Origin of the sequence: Serinibacter arcticus, assembly GCF_003121705.1 — a bacterium.
Classification (GTDB): domain Bacteria; phylum Actinomycetota; class Actinomycetes; order Actinomycetales; family Beutenbergiaceae; genus Litorihabitans.
The window spans coordinates 3,382,309-3,409,043 of sequence record NZ_PYHR01000002.1; the positions used below are offsets into that span (position 1 = coordinate 3,382,309).

Genomic DNA, 26,735 nt, shown 5'->3' on the forward strand with positions numbered 1-26,735 from the left:
GGGGTGGAGAACCCGATGACGACGACCGACCCGGCCAGCGACTCGACGGCGCAGCGCAAGGACGACCACATCCGGCTGGCGATGGAGCAGCACTCCGGGGAGACGGTGCGCGACTACGACCACGTCCGCTTCGTCCACCACGCCCTCGCGGGCGGCTCGCGCGACACCGTCGACGTGTCCTCGCCCGCCTTCGGCTGGAGCGCGCCGTTCTACGTCAGCGGCATGACGGGCGGCACGGCCAAGGCTGCCGAGATCAACCGCGGCCTCGGGATCGTGGCGCGCGAGACCGGCATCCCGGTGGCGTGCGGCTCGATGGGGATCGTGCTGCGTCAGCCCGAGGTCGCGCCCACGTTCACGGTGCTGCGGGAGGCCAACCCGGACGGGTTCGTCATGGCCAACACCAACGCCAACGTCAGCGGCGCGGACGCGGCCCGGATCGTCGAGATCATGGGCGCCGACGCGCTGCAGGTGCACGTGAACGCCGCGCAGGAGACCGCGATGCCCGAGGGCGACCGCGACTTCTCCCGCTGGGAGGGCAACATCGCGGCGATCATCGACGCCGTCGGCGTCCCCGTGATCGTCAAGGAGGTCGGGGCCGGTCTCTCGCGCGGCACGGTCGCGGCGCTGCGCGACATCGGTGTCGGCGGCGTCGACCTGGCCGGTCGTGGCGGTACGGACTTCGGGGCGATCGAGTCGGCCCGCCGCACCGACTCCGGCCGCCACTACCTCGCCGGCTGGGGACAGTCCTCGGTCGCGTCGCTGCTGGAGACAGCGGGGCTCGACGGCGTGGGCTCGCTCGGACCGGTCGGCGACGGCGGCGCCCCCCGCGCCGCGCTGCTCGCCTCCGGCGGCGTGCGGCACCCGCTCGACGTCGTGCGGGCGCTCGCGCTCGGCGCCGACGCCGTGGGCGTGGCCGGGACGTTCCTCAAGGTGCTGACGACGGACGGCGAGGACGCGCTGATCGCCCTCGTGCGGGAGTGGCTGACGGAGATCGCCGACCTGATGGCGCTGCTGGGCACGCGCGACGTCGCGGGCCTGCGGACCACCGACGTGCTCGTCACGGGACCGCTGCGCGAGTACGCGGAGCTGCGCGGGTTCGACGTCACGGCGTACGCCCGTCGCGGGCCCTGGTCGCGCGTCTGACGGCTGCCCGACGCCGGCCGCCTCGGCCGGACCGCGCCGGGCGACGCTCACACGACGGCGCGGAGCCGCCCGACCACCTCGTCTCCGCCCCGGACCTGGGTCGGCAGCGTCGTCAGCGCCGCGACGGCGTCGGGGTCCAGCGACCCGGCCGCCACCAGCAGCGCGAGGGCGACGACGCTCGTGGCGCGCGGCCCGCCGTCGAGAATCTTGAGCGCGACGACGTGACCGTCCGGCGCCGCCATCACCATGACGCCCTCGGCACCACCCTTGGCGAACGTCCCGAGCGAGGCGATGACCTCGGTGTTCTCGCGGCCGGGACCGTCGATGGCCCACGGGTCGGCGTGCACGGCGGCGACGACGGCGGCCGCGCCCCGCTCGTGGGCGTCGGTCGCGTCGGCGGAGGCGGTGGTCGCCCAGCGCACGGTGCGGGCGAGCGCGGTGAGCGAGAGGGCGTGGACAGGAGCCCCGCACCCGTCGATCGCGGTGGCCGCGACATGCTCGCCACCGACCCGCTCGACCGTGGCGACGACGTCGCGCTGCAGCGGGTGGCCCGGGTCGAGGTAGTCGTGGGTGGACCAGCCCTGGGCGAGGCAGGCCAGGAGCATCGCGGCGTGCTTCCCGGAGCAGTTCATGCGGATCCGCGCGGGGTCCGCTCCGGCGATCGTCAGCGCGGTGCGGGTGGCGGTGTCGGAGGGGTGAGCGACCGGGCACCGCAGGTCCTGCGCCGTCAGGCCGCCGCTCGCGAGCATCGCCTCCACGACGGCGACGTGGCGGTCGGTGCCGGAGTGCGAGGCGGTCGCGAGCGCGGCGTGGACGCCGGGCAGGGCGGCGCCGAGCGCGTGCGTCGTCGCGGCCTGCACCGGCTTGAGGCAGGAGCGCGGCAGGATCGGCGTCGCCACGTCCCCGAGGGCGCGCACCACGGCGCCGTCGGGCCCGAGCACGATCGCCGAGCCCAGGTGGCGGGTCTCGACGAACCCCGAGCGCTCGAGCACGGCGAGCTCGACGGCGTCGCGGGCGACGAAGGTCTCGCCGGTGGGGGAGGTGGGGGCGTGGGTGGGGTCAGCGGTCACGGGTTCCATCCCACCACGCGCTCGGGGTCACGGTCGGCCTCGCGGTGCCGCGCGACAGGGACTCGACGCGTCAGCGCCCCAGCGCCCGGGCGGCCAGCTCGACGTCCTCAGCGTCGTTGAACACGTGGAACGCCACGCGGGCGCGACCCGCGCGGCCCGAGGCCGTGAGGCCGGCCGCGCTCAGACGGGCGAGGTCGGCGCCGTCGGGATCGGCCCACGTGACGATCGCGCTCGCACGCGTCTCCTCGCCCAGCCCGAGCCGTGCGCGGAACGCCGCGGCGAGCCCGGTCGCGTGGGCGTGGAGGGCCGCGGGGTCGAGCGAGGCGAACAGCTCCAGGGAGGCCTCGGCGGCCAGGAAGGACTGCCACGCGGGGGAGACGTCGAACCGGCTCGCGTCGCTGGCGAGCTCGACCTCGTGGCCGTAGCAGGAGGACCACGGGTCGGCGCCCGCGTACCACCCGGCGTGCAGCGGGCGGACGGCGTCGGCGAAGGACTCGGCGAGCGTGAGGAACGCCGCCCCGCGCGGCGCGCACAGCCACTTGTAGGAGTGGCAGGCGAGCGCGTCGAACCGGCTCGCGTCGACGGGGAGCCAGCCGACGGCCTGGGTGGCGTCGCAGTAGGTGCGCGCGCCGTGCGCCGCGGCGGCCGCGAGGATCGCGTCGGTGTCGGCGACCGCCCCCGTGGCGGACTGGACGTTCGAGAACGCGACCAGCGCCGTGCCGGGGCCGATCGCGTCGGCGAGCCGGGCCAGCGGGACGGCGCGCACCCGCAGCCCGCGGCCGGCGTGCACGAAGGGGAGCGCCACGGAGGAGAAGTCGCCCTCGGGGACGAGGACCTCGCCGCCGTCGGGCACCGCGGTGGCCACGAGCGCACCCAGCACCGAGACCTGCGATCCGACGGCGACGCGTGTCCGGTCCACGTTCACCAGGGAGGCGAACAGCTCGCGGCTGCGCTCGACGGCGGCGCTGTAGCGGACGGGGTCCGGCCGGCCCGCGGAGACGGCGTCGACGTCGGCGCGTAGCGCGTCCCGCGCAGCCCGCGGCGGCAGGCCCAGCGTGCACGCCGAGAGGTAGCCGCGACCGCCGACGAAGGCGTCGCGCACGGCAGCGATCGGGCTGGTCGCGGGGGCGATGTCGATGACGCTCATGACGTCCACCATCCCGGGTGGCGATCGATTGGTCTACGCCCGGTTCGCCATGGAACACATGCATGCTGCTTATGATCTTGTCATGACCGATCACGAGCTCGACGAGGGCGTGCTGGACGCCGGTGCCCTCCGACTCGTCCGCGCGATCGCCGAGACCGGCGGGATCACCGCGGCCGCGACGGCGCTCGGCTACAGCCAGCCTGCGGTGAGCCAGCAGCTGCGTCGGCTCGAGACCCGACTCGGCGTGGCGCTCGTGGAGCGCGTGGGCCGCGGCGTGCGTCTCACCGAGGCCGGAGCGGTCCTGGCGAGGCACGCCGTCGGCGTCGCGACGGCGATCGAGGCCGCCGCGGGCGAGCTCGCCGAGCTGCGTGGGCTGCGGTCCGGACGGGTGCGGCTCGTCGGGTTCCCGTCCGCCTCGCCGACCGTCATCCCGCGAGTCCTGGCCGACCTCGCCGCACGTCACCCCGGCGTCACCGTGACCTACGTCGAGGCCGAACCGCCCGAGGCGGTGCAGGCCGTCCGCGAGGACCGGGCCGACATCGCGCTGACGTTCAGCTACCCGGGCGATCCCGGTGATCCGCACGGTCGCAGTGCGCACGGCCTCGCGGTGGGGGAGGTCGGGACGGACCGGCTGCTCGCCGTCGTCCCCGCCGCGCACCCGCTGGCGGGCCGGCGCGAGGTGCGCCTGGCGCAGCTCGCGCACGAGAGCTGGATCGCCGGCTGCCCCCGGTGCCGGGGTCACCTGCTCGAGGCGTGCGGGCGAGCGGGGTTCGCGCCACGCATCGCGTTCGAGACCGACAACGTCGTGGCCGTGGAGGCGCTCGTGGCGCGGGGGATCGGTGTCGCGACCCTGCCGCGGATGGCCGTCGAGGCGTTCCCGATGCTTCCCGGCGTCGCGACGGTCGAGCTCGGCGTGGACGAGGCGCGCACGCTGCACGTCGTCACGGCGCACGAGGCTGACCGGGTGCCGGCGGTGCGGGCGGCGCTGGACGCCGTGAGCCGGGCGGTGACCGACGCGGGACGCGGGTGAGGCGTTCGGCCCGGGCGCGGCTCCGGGGCGTGGCACCGCGATGGGCTCGAGCGCCAGGAACGACGAAGCCCCGCACCGGATCTCCGGGCGGGGCTCGTGCTGGGGTCCTGCACTGGTGGCTCCGACGGGCGTCGATCCCGTGACCTCACGATTTTCAGTCGTGCGCTCTACCAACTGAGCTACAGAGCCTTGGTGAAAGATCGGCCGGCCACCTGGGTGACCGGCCGATCATTCTGCGACCCCGACGGGACTTGAACCCGCGACCTCCGCCGTGACAGGGCGGCGCGCTAACCAACTGCGCTACGGGGCCTCGTGTGGAACTTTGCAAACGAGACCGTACCACTTCATTTTCACTCGCACGAACTCGTACCCCCAACGGGATTCGAACCCGTGCTGCCGCCGTGAAAGGGCGGAGTCCTAGGCCGCTAGACGATGGGGGCCCGTGATGCAGAGCGCCCGTGACACCGGAGTGCCCCAGAACCGTGAATGAGCATACGTGACGATTCCCGTATCCCCCAAATCGGCGCGACGACTAGGTTTGCTCCCATGGACACGAGCGAGAAGGACTTCCTGAACCGCTACCTCCGCAAGGCCCGTCGCGAGCTCCTCGACACGCTCGACGGCCTGACCGAGGCGCAGGTCCGGCGCCCGATGACGGGTACCGGCACCAACCTCCTCGGGCTCGTCAAGCACGTGGCCACCGTCGAGATCGGGTACTTCGGCGGGGTCTTCGGGCGACCCGAGCCCGACTTGCCCTGGGCGGCCGACGACGCCGACGTCAACGCCGACATGTGGGCGACGGCCGAGGAGTCGCGCGAGCAGATCCTCGCGCTGCAGGAGGAGTCCGTCCGGATCGCCGAGGCGACGATCGCCGAGCTCGACCTCGACGCCGTCGGGCACGTGCCGTGGTGGGGCGAGCGCGGCGCGGTGACGCTGCGGCAGATCCTCGTGCACGTCGGGTTCGAGGTCTCACGTCACGCCGGCCACGCCGACATCGTGCGCGAGCTCCTGGACGAGCGCGCCGGCCACGGCGACGGCAACCTCGCCGAGCTGGACACGGTTCAGTGGTCCGCCTACCGGGCTCGGCTGGCCGAGGTCGCGAGCAGCTTCGACCCGATCGGCGAGGGCGCCTGATGGCGGTCGAGATGACCCTCGAGGACTTCGAGGTCTGCGTCTCCGAGGGCCTGGACCTCGTCCCGCCCGAGCTCGCCCAGGTGATGGACAACGTCGTCGTGCTGGTGGAGGACCTGCCGCCGCCGGAGGAGCCGCAGGACCTGCTCGGCCTGTACGACGGAACCCCCCTCACCGAGCGCGACGGCTGGTGGGCGAGCGGCTCCCTCCCCGACCGCATCACGATCTTCAGGCTCCCCACCCTCGCGGTGTGCGAGGACGCCGAGCACGTGGCCGAGGAGGTGGCGGTCACGGTGGTGCACGAGATCGCCCACCACTTCGGGATCGACGACGACCGGCTGCACGAGCTCGGCTGGGACTGACGATGCGGTCCTCCGAGGGTCCGATCGGTACCGAATTGGTCCGGATCCGTCCGCCGGGGGCCGAATCGCGGCGCTCGGCAGCGGAGGGCGTTCCGCGGCCTGGGTAGTGTCGGACGCCGTGGGTGACGCGACACCCCGGACCCTCGAGGTCCCTCCGATCCCCCGCACTGGCAGTGCCTGCACCACCGCCAGTGCGGGGCCCTCGCCCCTCCGGGGGCGGCCTCGAACCGTCTCCGCGACGACGCGAAGGTACGGTGGCCGAGCGGCCCGGGGCCGCCCCGGGAACCCGGGTCCGCCGAGCGAGGGGCAGCAGGTGCCGACGAGATCACCGCTGCGCGGCGGGCGGCGCCGTGCGAGCGCGACGGCGGTGCTCGGCCTGGCCGTGGCGCTCACGACGGTCGTGGGCTGCACCCCGCCGCAGGGGTCGCCGGCCGCGTCCGAGTCGCCGTCGGCCGCCGTCGAGATGTCGACTCCCGACGCGACACCCACGCCGACCCCGGCGGCCGAGCCCACCGCCACCCCGACGCCGGACGCGCTGCCGCTCAGCGGCGTCGTCGTCGTGGTCGACCCGGGCCACCAGCTCGGGAACCGCAACTTCCCCCGCGAGATCACCACCGCCGTCGACGCGGGGAACGGCGCGACGAAGGACTGCAACACCACCGGCACGGCCACGGATGACGACGTCCCCGAGGCGACGGTCACGTGGGAGGTCTCGGAGATCGTGGTCGCCCGCCTGCGCGAGCGCGGGGCGGAGGTGGTCCTCACGCGCGAGTCGAACTCGGACGAGGAGTGGGGTCCGTGCATCGACGTGCGGGGGAGCCTGGCGAACGACCGGGCCGACCTGCTGCTGAGCATCCACGCCGACGGCGCGCCCGCCCAGGCGCACGGCTTCCACGTGCTGCTGCCGGAGGAGGGGTCGGACCACTACGACGAGTCGTTGCGGCTGGGGCAGGGCGTGCTCGCCGCGCTCGACGGTGCGGGGATCGACCGGGCGACCTACGTGGCCGGGGCGATGCGGGCGAGCGACGACTACGCGACGCTCAACCACTCGGCGAAGCCGGCGGTGATCGTCGAGCTCGGGAACATGCGGCACGACGGCGATGCCGAGCTCCTGACCGGGCCCGACGGCCAGGTCGCGTACGCGGAGGCGCTCGCGGTCGCCGTCGAGACGTTCGTCGCCGGCGCGACGGGCTAGGCACGATCGACCCTCGGCGCTATCATCGCCGTATGACGATGACTCGTGACGGTGCCGACGGCGCGTGCGCCCCCGCCCACGACCGGCACGACCACGCCGCCGTCGCGGCCGTGTTCCGGGCCCTGGCCGACCCCGCCCGCCTGACGATCGTGCACGCGCTGGAGGACGGCGAGCTGCGGGTGACCGACCTCGTGACCCGCGTCGGGCTCGCGCAGTCGACGACGTCGGCCCACCTCGGCGTGCTCCGCGAGGCCGGGCTGGTGGCCCCGCGGGCCGAGGGCCGCGCGACGTACTACCGCCTGACGACGACGGCGCTGCTCGCCCTCGTCCAGCGGGCGGAGGAGCTGCTCGACGACGGGCTGCACGCCGTCGTGCACGCGCACGGGGAGGCGTGAGGATGGGCCACCAGCACGGGCACGTCACCGCCGGGCAGCGGCACCGCGGGCGCCTCGTCGCGGCGCTCGCGATCACGGTCACCGTGCTCGTCGTGGAGGCCGTCGCCGCGGTCCTCACCGGATCGCTCGCGCTGCTCGCGGACGCCGGTCACATGCTGTCGGACGCCGCCGGGCTCTCGATCGCGCTCGTCGCGACCTGGCTGGCGGCGCGACCCGCGACCGACCGCTGGACCTTCGGCTGGCAGCGGGCCGAGGTCCTCGCGGCGCTGGTCAACGGCGTGGTGCTCTCCGTCGTCGGCACGCTGGTGATCGTCGAGGGTGTGCGACGGCTGGGGGAGTCCGCCGAGGTGGAGGCCCCGCTGATGCTCGTGGTCGGCGTCGTCGGGCTGCTGGCCAACCTCGTCGCGCTGCGGCTGCTGTCCGGCGGCAAGGACGAGAGCCTCAACATCCGTGGCGCCTACCTCGAGGTGCTGGGCGACCTGCTCGGGTCGGCCGCGGTCATCGTGGCGGCGCTGGTGATCGCGCTGACCGGCTGGCAGCGGGCGGACGCGGTCGCGTCGCTGGCGATCGGGGTGCTGATCCTGCCGCGGGCGTTCTCGCTGCTGCGCGACGTCGGCCGGGTGCTGCTCGAGGGCGCACCGCCCGAGGTGTCCGTGGAGCAGGTGCGCGCGCACCTCGCGGAGGTGCCCGGCGTCGTCGCCGTCCACGACCTTCACGCCTGGACGATCACGTCCGGGGTGCCGGTGCTGACGGCGCACGTGGTGGTGGCCGACGACGTCGCGACCTCGCAGGGTTACTGCGCCGTGCTCGATCGCGTGCAGGAGTGCCTGCACGGGCACTTCGACGTCGAGCACTCCACGCTGCAGATCGAACCGGTCTCGCACAGCCGGGAGCACCCGGAGCCGGCGGCGCACGCCTAGGGGCGGCAACCACCCCCTGGTGCGACGACAACCATCCCCTGGAACGGCAGCAACCACCCCCTGGTGCGACGAGAAGGACCCCCTGGAGGTCGTGACAACCTCCAGGGGGTCCTTGCTGCCCCTCGCGGGGGTGGTTCCTGTCGCGTCAGGCCTGCGGGCGGGCCTCCCAGGCCGACGTCACCATCTCCTGCACGCTGTGGCGCATCGCCCACGAGATGTCGCGGGCCGCGAGCGTCCCGTCGGCGACGATGCGGTCGGGGTCGCCCGCGCGACGCGGCCCGATCTCGGGGGTGAAGTCGCGGCCCGTGGCGACGGCGAACGCGTCCATGATCTGGCGGACCGACAGCCCGTCACCGCTGCCGAGGTTGTAGACGCGCTCGAGCGAGGTGCCGGCCTCGAGGGCCTGCGCGGCCGCGACGTGCGAGGTGGCGAGGTCGACGACGTGCACGTAGTCGCGCACGTTCGTGCCGTCCGGAGTGTTGTAGTCGTCCCCGTTGATGCGCGGGGTCCGGCCCTCGGTCAGTGCCTGCACGACCAGCGGGAAGAGGTTGTGCGGGGAGGTGTCCGCCAGCTGCGTCGTGCCCGAGCCCACCACGTTGAAGTAGCGCAGCGAGGTGTGACGGAGGTCGTGCGCGCGACCGGCGTCGGCGATCAACCACTCGCCGATGAGCTTCGACTCGCCGTACGGCGACTCGGGGGCGGTCGGCGTCGACTCGGTCACGAGGTCGACGCGCGGGGTGCCGTAGGTGGCGGCCGAGGAGGAGAAGACCAGGTTGCGCACGCCGACCTCGACCATCGCCTCGAGGAGGTCCACGGTCGCGGTGACGTTCTGCGTGTAGGTGTGCAGCGGCCGCTTCACCGAGACGCCCGCGTACTTGAAGCCGGCCAGGTGCACGACGCCGGTCACCTCGTGCTCGCGGAGCGCGGCCACGACGGCGGCGCGGTCCAGCAGCGTCGCCTCGACGAACGGCACGTCGTCGGGCACGTACTCGCGGTGTCCGCTCGAGAGGTCGTCGAGCACGACGGCGAAGATGCCCGCCTCCCCGAACGCCCGCACCACGTGGGATCCGATGTATCCCGCACCGCCGGTGACCAACCACGTCATTGCTTCGACTCCTTGGTGCCCGTCAGGGCGTGAGGTTGCTGATTCGATTCGACCATAATCTACCATATTCGAACACCAGCGCGCTGGTGGGTCAGGTGGTGTCGCCCGGGACGAGGCGCGCGAGAGGGCCGCTCGGGGCGGGAGCGGCGTCGTCGCCGACGAGTGTCCGGACCGAGAGCGTCATCAGTGCGCGGATGTCGTAGACCACGCTCGTCAGCCGCGGCGACCACAGACGTCCGAGCGGTGAGGCGTCGAGGCCGACCACGGCGACCTGCTCGGGCACGGCGAGGTCCAGCTCCCGCGCCGCCGCCAGCACGGCGAGGGCGACGTCGTCGTTGTAGCAGGCCAGGCCGACGGGCCCCTCGCCGACGACGGACGCGAGGGCGCGCACCGCGCCGTCGAGCTCGAGCGGGACGGCGATCGATCGCGGGGTCGTCAGGTCGAGCCGGCGGCAGGCGGCGTGGACGTCGTCGTACCGGCGGGGTCCCCACGGGTCCGCGCGGCTGTCGGACAGCGCCGCGTAGGCGATGCGTCGGGGGCCGCGGGCGGTGAGGGCGGCGACCTGGAGATCGGCGATGCCGTCGCGTCCGATGCGCTCCGCCGTCGCCGTCGCGATCTGCGCCGCCGGGGGGACGACGGTGACGCCGCCCGCCTCGAGGCGGGCGGCGTCCGTGGGGGTGAGGTAGCCGAGGTTGACCACGGCCCACGGGCGCATCGTGAGGATGGCCGCGGCCGTGTCCTCGTGCGTGCGTCCGGCGAACCGCACCACGACGTTGGCGCCGTGCTCCTCCATCTCGACGGCGACCTGGTCGACGGCGTCCTGGAGGTTCGGGCCGAACGTCGTGGCCGGCGCCAGGACGACGATCGTGTCGTCCCGGCCGCGCACCAGCGTCCGTCCGGCGCGGGAGGGGCGGTAGGCCAGGGCCTCGGCCGCCTCGCGCACGCGTTCCCGCGTCTCGGGCAGGAAGCGGTCGCCCCGACCGTTGAGGATCTGGCTCACCGTGGCCCGCGAGAGGCCGACGTGCTCGGCGACGTCGGCGCTCGTCGGCGGGCGGACGCGAGGCGCGGGCGGCATTCCCCGATGCTCTCACGGGGCTCCGGGCCGCCGCGGGACTTCGGGCGGGGAGGCGTCGCCGTCGCCCGCCGGCCGGCGCCCCGGAAGTATCACGTGTTAACGATCACTTGACGGCGAGGCGGGCGACTGCCAGTCTGCGGTTACACGTGATACCAGTCGATCACGCACCCATCAAGGACGAGGGAGTTCGGATGTCCCGACGACCGGCTCGACGCAGAGCCCACGCACCCCAGGCACCACACGAGTCACAGGCACAGCTCCCCCCGCACGGCCCCGGCCCCGGCCGCGGCCGTCGCGTCTCGGCCGCGCTCGTCGCGGCCGCGCTCGGCGCCGTCGCCCTCTCGGGCGCGACGACGACGTTCCAGTCGGCGGCGGCCGCGCCCCAGGAGGCCTCGCCCCAGGAGATCGCCCCCCAGGAGGCGACGCCGGCAGCGGCGCCGGCCGCCGCGGCCGCCGACGACGGCCCCGCCCCCACGTTCGAGGCCGACTACCTCGACGGCGTCAGCGGGAGTGTCCCCACGACCTCCGTCAGCCTGGCGGGCACGTGGGACTTCGAGGTCGTCACCGAGACCGAGTGCGCGAGCATCTACCCGTACCCGATCGGTCCGCAGCGCTGCACGACCACCGAGTCCGACCTGGAGACCACCATCCAGGTGCCGGGCGGCGGCTGGCACAAGCAGGGCTTCACCTCGGTCTCCCAGGCGATCTACAGCCGCGAGATCACGGTCCCCGACATCGGGTCGCCGCAGGTGACCACGATCGCGCTCGGCGCCGTCAACCACCAGGCGACGCTGTCGGTCGACGGCGAGGTCGTCGCCACGAACATGACCGCGTTCACGGACTCCGTGTTCGACATCAGCGCGTTCGTCACCCCTGGCTCGACGCACACCGTCGCGATCGACGTGAAGGGCCGCAACGCCCTGGTCGACGAGGGCGGCTACTACACGGTGCCCGAGGCGGCGTCGTGGTCGAAGAACGTGCCGCAGGGCATCTTCCGCTCGGCGACGCTCGAGGTCGTCCCCGCCCTCAACATCGCCGACACCTTCGTCACGACGTCGGTGGCCGACGGCACCGTCACGATCGACGCGTGGCTGCACAACGGTGGCGACGCCGTCGCGACGGGTGAGCTCACCGGCGTCATCGGCAGCGCCTCCGACAGTGACTTCGACTACCCGGCCGTCCCGGCGCAGGCCGTCTCCGTGCCGGCCGGCGAGACCGTCAAGGTCACCGTCGGACCGCTCGCGTGGAAGGAGGGCAGCGACTCCTACTGGTGGCCCAACGTCCCGTACGTGGAGGGCTACCGCGCCGAGCTGCACGAGCTGGACCTCTCCCTCGAGGGCGAGGCGGCGACGTCGTCGTCGCACGTCCGGTTCGGCTTCCGGGAGATCGAGCAGGTCGGCGACGGCTACGAGCTCAACGGCGCTCCGGTGAACTTCCGCGGCGACAGCCCGCAGGGCGCCAACTACGACAGCATCGACTTCCACGGTCGCGGCGACGCCTTCCACACCTACCCGGGCTTCCTCGAGCCCAGCGCGGACAACGCCGGCTGGCCCCAGGTCGTCGACAACTACCAGCGCCTGAACTACAACAGCATCCGGATCCACCAGGAGCCGGCGTCGCCGTACATGCTCGACGTCGCCGACGAGATGGGCCTGATGATCATGAGCGAGACCGCGATCCGCGGCTCCAACGGTCGTCAGAACCTGACCACCGGGTTCGACAACATGGTCAGCCACGTCGGTGACCTGGTGCGTCGCGACCGCAACCACGCGTCCGTGCTGCGCTGGAGCCAGGCCAACGAGCCGACCACGGGCTTCCAGTCGCCGTTCCCGGCGCCCGGCTACACGCTCGAGTTCGACCGCGCGCTCTACTGGGCCGTGATGGCCGAGGACACCACGCGCCCGATCAGCAGCGACGGCAACTCCGAGGACCTCGGCTACGACAACTACACGACCTGGTGCCACTACGTCGGGGAGGACTCCGACAAGTACACCGACGACGTCTGCGAGGGGTTCCCGGCACCGGGCAAGCCCCACGGCTCGGGCGAGCACATCTGGTACAAGGACAACACCCACCAGGGCTTCATGTGGTTCGCCACGAGCACCGAGCGCATGCGCACCAAGGGTGCGGCCGACATCCGGCCCTACAGCCTGCTGTCCGCCTGGGGCTCCTTCGTGCCCGGGGTCAGCACCACCGACGTGATCCTCGAGCAGGTGCCGGGCGCTACCGGCGACTCGCACCCGCTGTACGGCGAGGACAACCTCGCCGACCCGTGGTCGCAGACGCAGATCGCCCGGATCCAGAAGGCGTTCTCGCCGCTCCTGGTCTCCGACGACGGCTACTGGGAGGCCAACAAGAAGTCGAACGCGGCGGGGGAGTGGCCGGCCCGTCCGGTCACGCTCGCTCCCGGCACCGAGGTGACGCGCACGTTCAACGTCTTCAACGACACGCTCGACAGCACCGAGGTCACGGTCGACTGGTCGGTCCACCGGGGCGCGGCCGACGGCCCGACCGTCGCCGAGGGCGTGCTCGAGCTGGAGATCGGTATCGGGGAGGACGTCCAGGAGGACATCACCTTCACGACGCCGGCCGGGCAGGAGGACCTGGTCCTCGTCGTCGCGTCCTCCACGCCCGAGCACGGTGAGGTCTTCGTCGACGACGGCACGCGCTTCGTCGTCGGTTTCGCTGACGTCGCGGCCGACAACCTCTTCTTCGAAGAGATCGCCTGGGCGCGCCAGGCCGGGATCACCACGGGCTGGACGGAGCCGGACGGCTCGACGACGTTCCGTCCCCTGGAGAAGATCAACCGCGACGCGATGGCGGCGTTCCTCTACCGCCTCGCCGACCCGGAGGGCTTCGTCGCCCCGGCGGTCTCGCCGTTCACCGACGTGCCGACGAGCAACCAGTTCTACACGGAGATCGCGTGGCTGGAGCAGGAGGGCATCACCACCGGGTGGACGGAGGCCGACGGGACGCGGACGTTCCGGCCGCTGGAGCAGATCAACCGCGACGCCGTCGCCGCCTTCCTCTACCGGCTGGCGGACTCGCCGGCCCACGAGGCACCGGCCGTCTCGCCGTTCACCGACGTGACCCCGCAGACGCAGTACTACGCGGAGATCACGTGGCTGGCCGAGACGGGCGTCGCCCGGGGGTGGGAGGGCAACGACGGGACGTTCCAGTTCGAGCCGCTGCTGCCGATCGCGCGGGACGCGATGGCCGCGTTCCTCTACCGGTTCGACCAGCTGTAGGTCGATCCCGCAGAGGTTGACCGATCGACGACGACCCCGTCCGGCACGCGCCGGGCGGGGTCGTCCGTCGTCGTCCGCCGGCCGAGGTCGGTCGGCCGCCGCAGCCCCCGGGCCGGGGTGGCGTGCGTCACGTCGCGGACTCCGACGAGCGGCGATGTGCAAAGATGCTGGTGACGGCGCGCCCATCCGGTGCGCCGTGCCGCGAGATCTTCCGCGCTCCACGGGTCCACGTCAGCGAACAGCGACACCCGCTCCGAGCAGCGATCGCATCCTTCCGCGGCCCCGGCCGCGAGACGCGGGCGCACAGCGCCCCGATTCGCAGAATCACAGAACTGGACCCACGTGTCTTCACCTACCTCCGCTGCGCCCACCTTCGCCGACCTCGGCGTTCCGCAGCAGATCGTCGCCGCCCTCGAGGCCCGCGACATCACCTCCCCGTTCCCGATCCAGGTCGCGACGCTGCCCGACTCGATGCAGGGCCGCGACGTCCTCGGCCGCGGCCGCACCGGCTCGGGCAAGACGCTCGCGTTCGCGCTGCCGCTCGTGACGCGCATCGCCAAGGGTCGCCACGCCGCGCCGAGCCACCCGCGCGCGCTGGTGCTGGCCCCCACCCGCGAGCTCGCCAACCAGATCACCGACACGCTGCAGCCCCTGGCCAAGGCCATGGGCCTGAGCGTCTCGACGATCTTCGGCGGCGTCGCCCAGGGCAAGCAGGTCTCCGCGCTGCGCGGCGGCGTCGACATCCTCGTCGCCTGCCCCGGCCGCCTCGAGGACCTCATGGGCCAGAAGCACGTCTTCCTCGACGCCGTCGAGATCACCGTGCTGGACGAGGCCGACCACATGGCCGACCTCGGCTTCCTCCCCGGCGTTAAGCGGATCATGGGCGCGACGCCCGAGGTCGGCCAGCGCCTGCTGTTCTCGGCCACGCTGGACAACGGCGTCGACGTCATCGTCAAGCGCTTCCTCAGCAAGCCGATCACGCACTCGGTGGACCCCGCCAGCTCGCCCGTCGCGGCGCTGACCCACCACCTGTTCGAGGTCGGCAACGCCGAGGAGAAGAAGGACGTCGTCGAGACGCTCGCCTCCGGCCGCGGTCGCCGCCTCCTCTTCATGCGCACCAAGCACCAGGCCCGCCAGATGGCCCGCCGCCTCACGTCCGTCGGCATCCCCGCCACGGACCTGCACGGCAACCTGAGCCAGGGCGCGCGCGAGCGCAACCTCGCCGCGTTCCACTCCGGCGACGTCCGCGTCATGGTCGCCACCGACATCGCCGCGCGTGGCATCCACGTCGACGACGTCGACCTCGTCGTCCACGTCGACCCGCCGGCCGAGCACAAGGCGTACCTGCACCGCTCGGGCCGTACCGCCCGCGCCGGCGCCGGCGGCGACGTCGTCACCCTGGTCCTCCCGGAGCAGCGCGGTGACGTCAAGCAGCTGACGCGCGCCGCCAAGATCACCGCGACGCCGCAGCGCGTCCGCGCCAACGACGCCGCCGTGCTCGCCCTCGTGGGCGAGATGGCGGACCGCGTCGACCCGAGCGCGATGCCCGCGGGCGCCGCGACCAAGCCCGAGCCGCAGCCGGTCCGCCGCAAGAGCGGCCCGGGCGCCGGTGCCGTGGCGGGTCAGGGCGGTGGCCGCCGCGGTGGCCGCAGTGCCGCTCGCCCGGCGACGGCGAACGCCAGTGGTTCGGGCGGTTCCGGCGGTTCCGGCGGTTCCGGCCGTCAGGGCGAGCGCTCCGCTCGTCCGGCCGGCGCCGGCGCTCCGGCGGGCAACGGTTCCGGCGGCGGGCGCGGCCGTGGCCGCGGTCAGGGCCAGTTCCCGGCGTCCGAGCCCCGCACCGCGGGTGCCGGCGCGCCGCAGCACGGTCGTCGCGGTCAGCGTTCCGCGGCCAAGGGCCCCAAGGGTGAGTCGCGCGGCGAGGGCGTGCGCGGCGCAGGCCAGGGCGGCGCCGGTGGGCGCGGCAAGGGCGGCAGCCGCGGTCGCGCGCCCGTCACGTACAGCACGAGCTCGGGTGGCGGCGCCGGCTTCGTCCAGATGACGCAGCGCTGACACCAGCTCCACGCAGCACCACGCCGGCGGCGGCGGACCCCAGGGTCCGCCGCCGCCGGCGTCGTTCGTGGGGCGGGCCTGCTCGTGGGTCGTGCGCGGGGCGTTGGCCGCGCCCTTGTGGTTGTTGCCCGACGGCGAGGGTGCCCTTGTGGTCGTGATCTGGTGCCCGCGGCGACCACAAGGGCGCGGTGGAGTGCGCGCGGCGACCGCAAGGGCGCGCCCGCGCCGCACCCCCCGCCCCCCCCGGACCGCCCGATCGTCGGACCGGAGGTTCACCCCGGCGCGAGAGTCGGGCAGGGTGGGGGGATGGCTGACCACGTCTCGCGAGGACCGACCATCGCCGCATCGATCGAGGCACGGCTGGAGCGTCGCGCCACGACGGTGCTGGCGAGGCGGGGCTGGCGACCCACGCCGCTGGTGTTCGACTCCTACGGCCGTGCCGCCGTCGACGGCGAGCCCGGCTGGGTCCGACTCCTGTGCCGCGTCCTGGTCATGCCGCCGACCGAGCGCCGCAGCGCCGAGGGCCGCTCGCGCGGCTGGCGCCGCTACCTGTCGGTCTCCGCTCCTGACCTGCCCGTCCACGTCCACCTCGGCGACACGGTCCACAAGGTGCGCACCGAGCCCGGCGGCTACATCGACGTCAGGCTCCCCGCGAACCTCCCGCCCGGCCGGCACGAGGTGTTCGTCGACGTCCCCGGCGGTGCCGAGGCGGGGCGGGGACGCATCGACGTCATCGACCCGGCCATCGCGCACGGGGTCGTCAGCGACATCGACGACACGGCGATGGTCACGCTGCTGCCGTCCCCGGTCCAGGCGTTCTGGAACACCTTCGTCATGCACGAGGGGCAGCGCCGTCCCGTGCCCGGGATGGCGGCGTTCCTCGAGCGCGAGAGCCGCGGGTTCATCGTCTACCTCTCCACCGGCGCGTGGAACTACGCCCCGGTCATCCGCGAGTTCCTCCGGCGCCACGGCTACCCCTCGGGCGCGCTTCTCATGACGGACTGGGGACCCTCCGCCCAGCGCTGGTTCCGCTCCGGCGTCGAGCACAAGCGCACCCAGCTGCGGCGGCTGCGCGAGGAGTTCCCCGAGCTGCGGTGGACGCTCGTGGGCGACGACGGCCAGCACGACCCCGCCATCTACGCGGACTTCGCGGCCGCGTTCCCCGACGCCGTCGACACGATCGCGATCCGGATGCTCACGCCCGCCGAGCACCTCGTCACGGGGGCGTGCCCATCCCGCCCGACCAGCTCGCCGCGATGCTGCCGGTGCCCGTCCTCGAGGGGCACGACCCGGTGACGGTCCCGCCGGTCGTGCGGCAGCTGCGCGGGGGCGACGGCAACGCGCTCGTCGTCGCGACGCTCACCGAGACCACCGACCCCTGGCACGCGCCCGGCGGCCGGCGCGCCACCCCGGCGGAGGCGGCCGCGGCGTCGAACGACGGCGAGGGCTGAGCCCCGCCCGTGGTCGCGCCACTCACGTCGCGTGCGCTGGGCCGCGCCACGCTCGCGCGTCAGCACCTGCTGGAGCGGACGCCGGTCGCCGTCGCCGACGTCCCCGCCTTCGTCGACGCGCTCGGCGGGCTCCAGGCGCAGCACCCGCAGAGCTTCTACACGGGACTGCTGTCGCGCATCGACGGTTTCACGCGGGCGGACGCGGCGGCGGTCGGTGAGCTGGTGGAGACCGGCGCCCTGGTGCGGCTCGCCGTCATGCGCTCGACGATCCACCTGTGCTCACCCAGGGTCGCCGGGGCGTGGCGCCGGGCGTCGCAGCCGGTCCTGGACATGGAGATGCGCCAGGTCGTGCGGTTCCGGGCGCTCGCGGCGGTGGACGTCGTCGCCGTCGCGCGGCGGGCGGCCGAGCTCCTGGCCGAGGGCGAGCTGACGACGGCGCAGCTCGGCGCCGCGCTCGCGCTCGAGTTCGAGGCCCCCGCCGACGCGCTGGGCTATGCCGCCCGCAACGCGCTCACCCTCGTGCAGGCACCGCCGCGCGGGGTCTTCGAGCGGGCCGGGGCGACGCGGTACCGACAGCTGCCGGGCTCCGGCGTCGACGAGCCGTTCGGCCCCGACCTCGAGGACCTGCCCCGGCGATGGTTCGCCGAGCGCCCGCGCGGCTCCCGCCCGCTGGCCGCCGTCGTCGACCAGCCGGGAGTGCGCGCCCTGATCCGCACCGCCCTGGCGGCCTACGGGCCGATGAGTGTCCGAGACCTGCAGCGCTTCACCGCGCTGACCCGGCTCGCGGAGATCACCGACGACATGCCCGGGCTCGTGCGGCTGCGGGCCGCGGACGGCCGCGACCTGCTCGACGTCGACGGCGAGGCCGCGGCGCTGCCCGACGAGGACACCCCGGCGCCCGCTCGCCTGCTCTACGACTACGACGCCGTGCTGCTCGCGCACGACGACCGCACGCGCGTGATCGACCCGGCCGTCAGCGCCCGCTGGCCGGTCGTCACGAACGGCGTGCAGCACCCCGCCGTCCTGCTCGACGGCCTGACCGCCGGGTACTGGGCGCTGCGGCGCGAGGGGCGCGGCGGGCCGGGCGACCCCGCGCGCCTGGTCGTGACGCTGCTGCGCCGGACCCGGACAGGGGAGCGGCCCGCGTTGCGCCGCGAGGCGGACCGCGTGCTCGCGTTCCTCGCGCCGGGCGACGGCGAGCGGGAGGTCCGACTCGACGTCGCCGTCGACTGACGGCCGCAACCGATCCAGCGGCACCCCGAACCGTCGCAGCGGCGATCCACCGCCGATCGGGGCCGCCCGGCGGCATCGCCGCAGGTCAGAGGGTCGCGACGGCGACGCCGGCGCCCGCGTTGCCGCTCCGGCGGATCCAGGTGCCGCTGGAGCGGTCGGGCGGTCGGGCGGTCGGGCGGTCGGCCGGCCCGCCCGTCGGCCGGCCCGCCCGTCGGCCGCCGTCGTCAGCGCGCGATCGCGTTGCGCAGCGGTTCGCCCGCGAGCAGCGCCGCGACGTTCGCCTCGACCAGCTCGTCCGCCCCGAGCGGGCGCCCGCCCGCGGAGTGCGGCGTCACGATGAGGTTCGGCGCCTCCCAGAGCGGGTCGTCGGACGGCAGCGGCTCCGGCGTCGTGACGTCGAGCGCGGCGCCCGCGATCACGCCGTCCCACAGCGCGGTGCGCAGCGCGTCCTGGTCCACGGTCGCGCCGCGGCCGACGTTGACCAGCCAGGCCCTCCGCGGCAGGAGCGCGAGCGTCGCGGCGTCGATGACGCCCGTCGTCGCCGTCGTGGCCGGGAGGATGTTGACCAGGACGTCGGCGTCGCCGAGCACCTGGGGCAGGTCGTCCGTCGTGACGACGGGGAACCCGGCCCGCTCGCCCGCGCTCTGCGCGATCCCGACGACGTCGGCGCCCATCGCCCGCAGGTAGCCCGCGAGGCGCTGACCGATCCCGCCGAACCCCCAGATGACGACGCGCGCGCCGCCCACCAGCGTGAACCGCGTGCTGTTGTCGAGCGGCTGCCCGAGCGTCAGCTCCGTGGCCCACCGGCGCTCGCGCTGCGCGTCGAGAGCGACGTCGAGCCGTCGGGCGGCCGCGAGGATCAGCCCGAGCGCGTGCTCGGCGACGGGGCCGTCGTGCAGCCCGTTGCCCGAGGTGATGACGGCCCCGGGCCGGAACCCCGCGGCCTCGACCGCGTCGGTGCCGGCGGAGAGCGTCTGCACCCAGCGCACCGCCGTGAGGTCCTGCGCGGCGCGGCCGAGGAAGCGGGAGGACAGGCTCCAGAGCACGATCGCGTCGGCGTCGTGGTGCTCGGGGGGAAGGGGATCGCGCCCGGAGTAGTGGACGACGTCGACCTCGTCGGGGAGGTCGGGGTGGAGGGGGAAGGAGTCGGGCAGCAGGAGCTTCACCCCTCCATCCTGCCTCGCTAGCCCAGGTGGAGCTCCAGGAAGCCCTCGGCGTTCTGCGGACCGAGCGCCGCGGTGACCTCGTCCCGGATCTCGGCGAGCACGTCGTCGCGCACGTTGAAGTCGGCGTCCTGGACGTCCATGTCGTGCGCCAGCTCGATCCTCATCACGGCGACGACGGCGCGCAGGTAGTCCTCGAGGCTGTCCGCCAGCGGGAGGACCACGCGCCCGACGCTGCCGCGGACCGCGCACGCGGTCGTCGCGGTGTCCACGACGACGGCCTCCTCGCCCCGCGTGGCGACGACCACCCACGTCGTGGGCCAGTCCGTGCTGCGCTGCGGCACGCCGTTCACCGCGATCACCGCGCGGTCCTCCTGGAACGTGTGCAGGTCGTCCCGACCGGCGAGCGACAGTGCGAGGACGCCGCCGATCACGGGGTGCTCGCGCAGCTCGAGGCTGTCCAGGTAGACCTCCAGCGCGCCGGAGCTGGCGACCTCGGAGTCGGGCGGCACCTCGCGCAGGGAGAGGTGACCGAGGTCGTGGCCCTCCCGCCCGAAGATCCCGGCGAGCGCGGTGACGGCGTCGGAGAGCGACATGGCGCCATCCTGCCAGCGCGGGGCTGGCCCCGACCGGAACCTCGCCGGGGCTTCGCCCGAGATCGGTGGGAACACCGGCGGCCGGGACGTGGTTGCCTTGAGGCAGCACCCGGCGAGAAGAGAGGTTCGCGAGATGAGCTACAAGGTCTGGAAGAGCGACGACGAGTGGCGCAGCCTGCTCGACCCCACCGAGTACGCGATCCTGCGCGAGGCGGCGACCGAGCGCGCCTGGACGGGCGAGCTGCTCGACGAGAAGCGCAGCGGCACGTACTCGTGCCGGGCGTGCAGCGCGGAGCTGTTCACGGCGGAGACGAAGTTCGACAGCCACTGCGGCTGGCCGAGCTTCTACGCGCCGAAGGACGGCGACGCGGTCGAGCTGATCGAGGACCGCAGCCACGGCATGGTCCGCACGGAGGTGCGCTGCGCGAACTGCGGGTCGCACCTGGGGCACATCTTCGACGATGCGCCCCAGACCCCGACGGGCGACCGGTTCTGCATGAACTCGGTGTCGCTGACGTTCGACGCCGCGGAGTAGGACGACGACGGGCGCGGTACCCGGGTTGCCGGGTACCGCGCCCGCGGTACGTCTGTGGTCACCCAACGGTGACCGGTACGACTAGCGTCGCGCCGAGCCCTTGCGGCCCGCGAGCGCGCCGTAGATCACGAGAACGAGCAGCGAGCCGCCGATGGCGAGGAGCCACGTCTGCAGGCTCCAGAACTCCTCCAGCGGGGCGTCGAACAGCACGCTCCCGAGGAATCCGCCCAGGAGGGCACCGACGACACCGATCACCAGGGTGGCGAGGATGCCACCCGGTGCGCGGTCCTTGAGGACGGCCTTGGCGATGGCGCCAGCGATCAGTCCGAGGACGATCCAACCGAGAATGCCCATGGTGTTCTCCTTCTATCTCACGGTGACCTGGATCAGCAGGTCGTTCTTTCAACGGTTGCACGCCGTGCGACGTGGTGGCAAGGATGGTGATTCGACCTTGAACGATCGTCGGTCGCCGACAAGAGCCTGATGGGGGTCCCTTGGTCAACCCGTGGTAGGCGCGATCGCGACGAGCAGCCGCCGCGCCTCCGCTGCCGCACGGGATCGTCCGCCGGCGAGCCCGCGCAGCCCCTGCGGCAGCTCGGGCCCCGCGTGCTCGGGGACACCGTGCTCGACCACGAGCGAGGTCGTCAGCGCGAGCAGGTCGGGCAGACCTCGGGCCGCCGTCGTCACGAGCGGCGGCAGTGCCGTGACGAGCGTCACCAGCACCTCGCGCGCCCCGCCTCCTGCCGCGATCGTGCGGAGCGGGTCGACCACGCGGGTCAGGACTGCGCCGTGCGCGACGGCGTCGACGAGCCGCAGCGCCGTCCACGCACCCCACGGCTGACCGGTCGCCGCCAGGTGGAGCGCGACGTCGACCGCCGTCGTCCGCGCGCGGGCCCCGCCGGTGAGGAGCTGCGCGAGCACCGCGCCGGTCGCGACGCCGACCCGCCCGTCGACCGAGGTCAGGGCGGCCGGCGAGGGAAGCCCGGCGCCGTCGCCGTGGAAGGACAGGGCCGGGAGCATCCAGGCGGCCTGCACCTCGGGGTGGTGCGGCAGCGGTACCAGGTCCAGCCAGCCGATCGCCCCGCTCGGCCGCTCGCTGCCGTCGACGTGACGCTGCACGACACCGGTGACGGGGACCGCGAGCAGGGACGCCGTCAGCGGTCCGGGGGGAGCGGCGCGCGCCGTCACGGTCGGGGCCAGCCACGAGGCGGGACGGCCGCCGTGGGGCCCCGTCGGTTCCGCGTCGAACCGGCTCACCGTGACGCCGGGGTCGGGCAGCCCGCCGTGCTCGAGCCAGCGGGCGAGAGCCGTGCCGGCGGGGGTGGCGAGGGCGTGGGCGACGCGCGCCAGGTCGAGTCGGGTGGCCCCGTCGAGCGGGATCGTCGTGCGCAGCAGCGCCTGCTCGAGGTCGATCGGCCACGGCTCCCACCGGCCGTGGGCGGCCAGGGTGAGGCGTTCGAGCAGGATGTCGACGGCGAGGCTCCCGTCCGTGTGCGTCGGCGTCGCCACGAGCATCGGCACGGGGCGCTCGCGCAGGTGACGCGCGGCCTCGGCCAGCCGCGCGAGGTGGGGGAGCGGCGAGAGGAGCGAGCCGTCGGGAGCGTTCCAGTCGGGTTCGCCGTCCGTCCCGACGGCACCGGTCAGCCGCGAGAAGAACGAGCGCACGGAGCCGCGCAGGCCGACGAGCGGCTCGTCGCGGATCTCGCGCAGCAGGCGTCGCGCGATGGCGGGGCCGTGCGGGCCGCCGTGCCAGCCGCCCACCTCGAGGTCGGCCACGCCGTCGCGCAGCGCGGTCGGATCGGTCGCCCGGAGGTGCACGAGCGCGGCGAACGCCGACTCCCACGCGACCAGGTCGCCGCCGAGCACACCGCGCAGGAGGCGCGCGACGTCGCGAGGCTCGGCGTCGACGACCGGCCAGGGCCGGCGCACCGGCGGCGGCGGGCGGTCGAAGGTGGCCACCGCCGGCAGCGCCGGCACCGCCGGCACCGCCGGCACCTCCGCGGCCGGCGCCCCCGTTCCCGGCGACGGGTCCCCGAACACCTCGCCCACCCGTTCCCGCAGTGCGGGGTCGATCACGACGGCGGCGCGCGCCAGGTCCTCCCGGGCGCGCGGCGTCAGCCGCGGCAGCAGCCGGGCGACCAGGTCGAGCGCGCGCTCGGCGACGTCGTGGGCGGGATGGTCGAACCCTGCGGCGGCCGTCCGCGCCACCGCTTCGGCGTTGATGCCTGCGTCGAGCTCCGCGTCGAGGCCTGAGCGCCCGGCCACGGCCTCCAGCAGCCCGAGGGAGTCCCGAGCGGTGCCCTTCGCGGGCAGCCGGAGCACCGTCGCGGACGCCTGGACGACGGCGTCGTCGGGGATGAGCTCGTAGCCGTGCAGGCGCCGGACCACGTCGAACGCGTAGGAGACGACGGGCCCGACGTCCGACCCCGTCAGCTCCACGAGCGCGCGGCCGTGCGGCTGCCACTCCGCCAGGGTCGTGCCGAGACGGTCGAGCAGGAGCGTGTACGGCCGCAGCTCGGCGGCGCTGCCGCCTCGTCCCAGCCGTGCGACGGCGCTCGCGACCAGCGCCGAGCGGTCCATGAGCCCCCGCCGAGAGATCTCCGCGATCCCCGACGGCAGGAGCGAGGTGCCGCGATGATCGACCTGGACCTGGGCGCCCAGCGCGCGCTCGGCGCCGTCGGCGACGATCCCGGGCAGGAGCTGGACGGCGAACGGGTCGGCCAGCAGGGCGTCCGCGGCGGCCGCGGGGGTCCGGTCCGGCCGGCGGTGCAGCTGCGCCGTCGCCCCGTCCAGCCACCCGACCACGGCGCCCGCCGGCACCGGGTCCGGCAGCGGGGTGCCCGTGGCGGCGAGCAGGGCGCTCGCGAGAGGGTAGAGGTCGGCGTCGGCGGGGGTGAGCGTGGCGAGCAGACGGAGTCCGAGCTCCCCCTGCCACCGGACCTCGCGGGTGAGGGCCACCCTCACGAGGGCGTCGAAAGGGAGGTCACGAGACGATCCGACGAGGGCGCGACGCGTCAGCGTCGCGGTGACACGGGCAGCCGTCGGCTGGGTCGCGACGGCGGTCAGCAGGACGCCGTGCACCTCGGCCCGGGCGGAGCGGCCCCAGGCGGTCCGGCCCCGGCTGCGGATCAGCTCGCCCAGCTCACGGGCCACGTCCGTGCGCTCCAGGGTCGGGTCGGCGAGCACGCGCTCGAGGGCGTCGAGGTCGCCGCGCCGAAGGTCGCGGTGGACGGCGTTCCACCCGGTCACGGGGCTCGTCGGACGCGGGTCACGCCGGGAACGACACGTCGGCGGCGTCGAGCACCTGGGCGGTGCGGCCAGGCGCCGCCTGGAAGCTCCAGTACAGGTTGGTGTGCGCCACGACGTCAGGCACGGACGGGGCTCCCCACTCGCTCTTGTCCCCGGCGGTGTGCGCGTCCCCGACGAGCGTGACGTCGTAGCCGCGCGTGAACGCGCCGTGGATCGTGGAGCGGATGCACGCGTCCGACTCGGCGCCCGCGACGACGAGGTGCCCGACACCGGCCGACGCCAGCTCGCCCTCGAGCGTCGTGTCCTCGAAGGAGTCGCCGTACCGCTTCGCCACGAGGGGTTCGGAGTCGAGCCGGCTCAGCTCCGGGACGTACTGCCACGCGGGGCTCCCCGCCTCGAGCTCGTCGTCGGAGTGCTGCACCCACACGACGGGGGTGCCGGCCGCGCGCGCCCGCTCGACGAGGGTGGCGATGCGGGAGACGACGGCGTCCCGCTCGTGGGCCCCGTCGACGACGCCCTGCTGGACGTCGACGACGAGGAGGGCGGTGCGGGGTCGGTCGGTGAGCGTGGTCACGGTGGCTCCTCGGGATGACGTCGTGGTCGGGCCCGGACGGGTCGGCGCCAGCGTACGACCGTGGACCGACATCCGGTCGGAGACGGTCGCGAACGACGACCGGGTCTAGGTTCGAGGGGTGACGGGAGTCCTGGCCGGTTTCGCGCTCATCGGCGCGATCATCGCCGTCGGGTACCTCCTCGGCCGCACCGGGGTGCTCGGCGAGGGCGCGGGGACCGTGCTGTCGCGGCTCGCCTTCTTCGTCGGCGCGCCCGCCCTCCTGTACGTCACGCTCGCGGGTGCCGAGGTCGGCACCCTCGTGGACGCCCGCTCCCTCGTCTCCTACGGCACGTCGGTCGCGATGATCCTCGTCTACGTGCTCGTGGCACGGTTCCTCATGCGCCGCCCCGCGGGGGAGACGGTCATCGGCGGGCTCAGCGCCGGGTACGTCAACGCCGGCAACCTCGGGATCCCGATCGCGGTGTACGCCCTCGGCGGCGCCGAGGCGGCCGCGCCGACGATGATCTTCCAGCTCGTGATCCTCGCCCCGGCCTCGTTCGTCGTGCTCGACCTGCTCGAGCGCCGCGGTCAGGGCAGGCGGCTGCGCAACGCGCTGGCGCCGTTGGTGAACCCGCTGCTGCTCGCGTCGGCGGCCGGGGTCGTCAGCGCCGTCGTGCAGTGGCAGCCGCCCGAGATCGTGCTCGCCCCGATCCAGACCCTGGGCGGGCTCGCCGTACCCGCGATGCTGCTGGCGTTCGGCATCTCGCTGCGCGGCTCGCCGCTGCCGGGGCGTTCGCCGGTGCGCGCCCAGCTGGCGCTCGTCGTCGTGCTCAAGTCCGTCGTCCAGCCGGCGCTCGCGTGGGGGGTGGGGGCCGCCGTCGGGCTCGAGGGCCCGGCGCTGCTGGCCGCCGTCGTCATCGCGGCGCTCCCGACGGCGCAGAACGTCTTCACCTACGCCGTGCGCTACGACCGCGGCGTCGTGCTCGCGCGCGAGTCGGTGCTGGTCACGACGCTCCTGTCGGTGCCCGTGGTGCTGCTGGCCGCCGCGATCCTCGCCTGAGGGCGCCTCGCGCGACGGCCGACGCGATCCTGGCTTTCCTCCCGCCGTCGTGCCTACGGTGGTTGAGCAGTCAACAACCTGCGAACGCCACGACGAGGAGGACTCCGATGGAGATCACCGCCCACCACGGCCTGTTCAAGGACACCAACCTGCACGTCGACGACACCGGCGGCCCCGGCCGTCCGGTCGTGCTCATCCACGGCTGGCCCCTGTCGGGCGAGTCCTGGAGCGAGCAGATCCCCGCGCTCCAGGCCGCCGGGTACCGGGTCGTCAGCTACGACCGTCGCGGTTTCGGCCGCAGCGACAAGCCGCTCACCGGCTACACCTACGACACGTTCGCCGACGACCTCGCGTCCGTCCTCGACGGGCTCGACCTCACCGACGTCACGCTCGTCGGCTTCTCGATGGGTGGGGGCGAGGTCGTGCGGTTCGCGGCCAAGCACGGGACCGAGCGCCTGCGGAGCACGGTCCTCGCCGCCGCCGTTCCGCCGTACCTGGCGAAGACCGGTGACAACCCCGATGGTCCGCTCACGGCCGAGCTGGCCGCCGAGATGGAGAAGGGCCTGCGCAGCGACCGCGACGCGTTCTTCGAGCAGTTCACGACGGACTTCTTCTCGGTGGACGGCGAGCTCAAGGTGAGCGAGGAGCAGCGCCGCGAGGCGGTGGCGCTGGCCCAGCAGTCCGACCAGCGCGCGGCCCTGCACGCGATGGAGGCCTTCGCGACGACGGACTTCCGCGAGGACCTCGCCGCGCTCACCGCGGTGCCCACCCTGGTGATCCACGGCGACGGCGACGGAACCGTGCCGTTCGAGGGCTCCGGCGCCCGGACGCACGCCGCGCTCCCGGGCAGCGACCTGCACGTCGTCGCCGGCGGCCCGCACGGGATCAACGTCAGCCACGCGGAGGAGTTCAACCGGGTGCTGCTGGAGTTCCTCGCCCGCTGATCAGGGTCGAGGCCGAGGACGACGACGGCGGTGGCCTGCGGGCCGCCGCCGTCGTCGCGTCCCGGCTGTCGCACCCCGGCT

At 74.1% G+C, this 26,735-nt stretch carries 24 protein-coding genes and 3 tRNA genes; 15 read left to right on the forward strand and 12 right to left on the reverse strand.

Annotation, left to right across the window (positions count from 1 at the left end; translation table 11 throughout):
• Window positions 1-15 precede the first annotated feature (15 nt).
• A complete protein-coding gene (gene fni, locus C8046_RS15060; protein WP_109230972.1) occupies window positions 16-1,143 on the forward strand; it encodes a type 2 isopentenyl-diphosphate Delta-isomerase in 1,128 nt (375 codons plus the stop codon).
• A 47-nt stretch (window positions 1,144-1,190) separates the two neighbouring features.
• On the opposite strand, the gene C8046_RS15065 is transcribed toward fni, so the two are convergent.
• Both C8046_RS15065 and C8046_RS15070 read right to left on the reverse strand, forming a co-directional pair.
• Window positions 1,191-2,213 (reverse strand): asparaginase, encoded by a 1,023-nt coding sequence (locus C8046_RS15065; protein ID WP_235866351.1) that lies wholly within the window; start codon window positions 2,211-2,213, stop codon window positions 1,191-1,193.
• A 70-nt stretch (window positions 2,214-2,283) separates the two neighbouring features.
• Window positions 2,284-3,360 (reverse strand): aminotransferase class V-fold PLP-dependent enzyme, encoded by a 1,077-nt coding sequence (locus tag C8046_RS15070; RefSeq protein WP_109230973.1) that lies wholly within the window; start codon window positions 3,358-3,360, stop codon window positions 2,284-2,286.
• A gap of 82 nt (window positions 3,361-3,442) precedes the next feature.
• Here C8046_RS15070 and C8046_RS15075 point away from each other — a divergent pair, with 82 nt between their 5' ends.
• Window positions 3,443-4,390, forward strand: coding sequence for a LysR family transcriptional regulator (locus tag C8046_RS15075; protein WP_109230148.1), 948 nt, complete (start codon window positions 3,443-3,445; stop codon window positions 4,388-4,390).
• A gap of 113 nt (window positions 4,391-4,503) precedes the next feature.
• Here C8046_RS15075 and C8046_RS15080 read toward each other — a convergent pair.
• The 3 genes from C8046_RS15080 to C8046_RS15090 form a co-directional block, all read right to left on the reverse strand.
• Window positions 4,504-4,579, reverse strand: a tRNA-Phe gene (locus C8046_RS15080).
• A 47-nt stretch (window positions 4,580-4,626) separates the two neighbouring features.
• A tRNA-Asp gene (locus C8046_RS15085) sits at window positions 4,627-4,700 on the reverse strand.
• A gap of 57 nt (window positions 4,701-4,757) precedes the next feature.
• A tRNA-Glu gene (locus C8046_RS15090) sits at window positions 4,758-4,830 on the reverse strand.
• A 106-nt stretch (window positions 4,831-4,936) separates the two neighbouring features.
• On the opposite strand from C8046_RS15090, the gene C8046_RS15095 reads away from it, so the two are divergent.
• From C8046_RS15095 to C8046_RS15115, 5 genes are all read left to right on the forward strand, one after another.
• Window positions 4,937-5,524: a DinB family protein gene (locus tag C8046_RS15095; RefSeq protein ID WP_109230149.1), complete on the forward strand. Its 588-nt coding sequence runs from the start codon at window positions 4,937-4,939 to the stop codon at window positions 5,522-5,524.
• Window positions 5,524-5,883, forward strand: coding sequence for a metallopeptidase family protein (locus C8046_RS15100; RefSeq protein WP_235866352.1), 360 nt, complete (start codon window positions 5,524-5,526; stop codon window positions 5,881-5,883). Before C8046_RS15095 ends, C8046_RS15100 begins: the two co-directional genes overlap by 1 nt.
• A gap of 313 nt (window positions 5,884-6,196) precedes the next feature.
• Entirely contained in the window at window positions 6,197-7,078 is an 882-nt protein-coding gene (locus C8046_RS15105; RefSeq protein WP_146197180.1) for an N-acetylmuramoyl-L-alanine amidase, read from the forward strand.
• 32 nt (window positions 7,079-7,110) lie between these two features.
• Window positions 7,111-7,473 (forward strand): ArsR/SmtB family transcription factor, encoded by a 363-nt coding sequence (locus C8046_RS15110; protein WP_235866353.1) that lies wholly within the window; start codon window positions 7,111-7,113, stop codon window positions 7,471-7,473.
• A gap of 2 nt (window positions 7,474-7,475) precedes the next feature.
• Window positions 7,476-8,393, forward strand: coding sequence for a cation diffusion facilitator family transporter (locus C8046_RS15115; protein ID WP_109230151.1), 918 nt, complete (start codon window positions 7,476-7,478; stop codon window positions 8,391-8,393).
• Between the two features lie 145 nt (window positions 8,394-8,538).
• Here C8046_RS15115 and galE read toward each other — a convergent pair whose 3' ends face one another.
• Window positions 8,539-9,498: a UDP-glucose 4-epimerase GalE gene (galE, locus tag C8046_RS15120; RefSeq protein ID WP_109230152.1), complete on the reverse strand. Its 960-nt coding sequence runs from the start codon at window positions 9,496-9,498 to the stop codon at window positions 8,539-8,541.
• A 91-nt stretch (window positions 9,499-9,589) separates the two neighbouring features.
• Window positions 9,590-10,573, reverse strand: coding sequence for a LacI family DNA-binding transcriptional regulator (locus tag C8046_RS15125; RefSeq protein ID WP_109230153.1), 984 nt, complete (start codon window positions 10,571-10,573; stop codon window positions 9,590-9,592).
• Between the two features lie 191 nt (window positions 10,574-10,764).
• Here C8046_RS15125 and C8046_RS19565 point away from each other — a divergent pair, with 191 nt between their 5' ends.
• From C8046_RS19565 to C8046_RS15150, 5 genes are all read left to right on the forward strand, one after another.
• Entirely contained in the window at window positions 10,765-13,821 is a 3,057-nt protein-coding gene (locus C8046_RS19565) for a glycoside hydrolase family 2 TIM barrel-domain containing protein (RefSeq protein ID WP_109230154.1), read from the forward strand.
• 342 nt (window positions 13,822-14,163) lie between these two features.
• On the forward strand, window positions 14,164-15,870 hold the full coding sequence (locus C8046_RS15135) for a DEAD/DEAH box helicase (protein ID WP_109230155.1): 1,707 nt from the start codon (window positions 14,164-14,166) through the stop codon (window positions 15,868-15,870).
• Between the two features lie 306 nt (window positions 15,871-16,176).
• Complete coding sequence (locus C8046_RS15140; protein ID WP_109230156.1) at window positions 16,177-17,166, forward strand: App1 family protein; 990 nt, start codon at window positions 16,177-16,179, stop codon at window positions 17,164-17,166.
• The gene (locus C8046_RS18520; RefSeq protein ID WP_158277234.1) at window positions 17,163-17,321 is read left to right on the forward strand and encodes a hypothetical protein; all 159 of its coding nucleotides are present in this window, start codon (window positions 17,163-17,165) and stop codon (window positions 17,319-17,321) included. The genes C8046_RS15140 and C8046_RS18520 overlap by 4 nt, the downstream gene beginning before the upstream one ends.
• Before the next feature lie 9 nt (window positions 17,322-17,330).
• Window positions 17,331-18,554 carry a DNA glycosylase AlkZ-like family protein gene (locus tag C8046_RS15150; RefSeq protein WP_109230158.1) on the forward strand — a complete coding sequence of 408 codons (1,224 nt, stop codon included), beginning with the start codon at window positions 17,331-17,333 and terminating at the stop codon, window positions 18,552-18,554.
• Between the two features lie 224 nt (window positions 18,555-18,778).
• Here the strand turns inward: C8046_RS15150 and C8046_RS15155 are convergent, their stop codons facing one another.
• Entirely contained in the window at window positions 18,779-19,720 is a 942-nt protein-coding gene (locus tag C8046_RS15155; RefSeq protein ID WP_109230159.1) for an NAD(P)-dependent oxidoreductase, read from the reverse strand.
• 17 nt (window positions 19,721-19,737) lie between these two features.
• Window positions 19,738-20,313 carry a hypothetical protein gene (locus C8046_RS15160; RefSeq protein ID WP_109230160.1) on the reverse strand — a complete coding sequence of 192 codons (576 nt, stop codon included), beginning with the start codon at window positions 20,311-20,313 and terminating at the stop codon, window positions 19,738-19,740.
• A gap of 133 nt (window positions 20,314-20,446) precedes the next feature.
• Between C8046_RS15160 and msrB the strand changes: the two genes are divergently transcribed.
• A complete protein-coding gene (gene msrB / locus C8046_RS15165; RefSeq protein ID WP_109230161.1) occupies window positions 20,447-20,848 on the forward strand; it encodes a peptide-methionine (R)-S-oxide reductase MsrB in 402 nt (133 codons plus the stop codon).
• A gap of 81 nt (window positions 20,849-20,929) precedes the next feature.
• Here msrB and C8046_RS15170 read toward each other — a convergent pair whose 3' ends face one another.
• The 3 genes from C8046_RS15170 to C8046_RS15180 all read right to left on the reverse strand — a co-directional run bounded on the left by C8046_RS15170 (window position 20,930) and on the right by C8046_RS15180 (window position 24,671).
• A complete protein-coding gene (locus tag C8046_RS15170; protein ID WP_109230162.1) occupies window positions 20,930-21,202 on the reverse strand; it encodes a GlsB/YeaQ/YmgE family stress response membrane protein in 273 nt (90 codons plus the stop codon).
• Between the two features lie 144 nt (window positions 21,203-21,346).
• The gene (locus C8046_RS15175) at window positions 21,347-24,097 is read right to left on the reverse strand and encodes a hypothetical protein (RefSeq protein WP_109230163.1); all 2,751 of its coding nucleotides are present in this window, start codon (window positions 24,095-24,097) and stop codon (window positions 21,347-21,349) included.
• A gap of 19 nt (window positions 24,098-24,116) precedes the next feature.
• Entirely contained in the window at window positions 24,117-24,671 is a 555-nt protein-coding gene (locus C8046_RS15180; RefSeq protein WP_109230164.1) for an isochorismatase family protein, read from the reverse strand.
• Window positions 24,672-24,789: 118 nt separating this feature from the next.
• On the opposite strand from C8046_RS15180, the gene C8046_RS15185 reads away from it, so the two are divergent.
• Together C8046_RS15185 and C8046_RS15190 are read left to right on the forward strand one after the other, a co-directional pair.
• On the forward strand, window positions 24,790-25,710 hold the full coding sequence (locus tag C8046_RS15185; RefSeq protein WP_109230165.1) for an AEC family transporter: 921 nt from the start codon (window positions 24,790-24,792) through the stop codon (window positions 25,708-25,710).
• A gap of 107 nt (window positions 25,711-25,817) precedes the next feature.
• Window positions 25,818-26,654, forward strand: coding sequence for an alpha/beta fold hydrolase (locus C8046_RS15190; protein WP_109230166.1), 837 nt, complete (start codon window positions 25,818-25,820; stop codon window positions 26,652-26,654).
• Window positions 26,655-26,735: the final 81 nt, after the last annotated feature.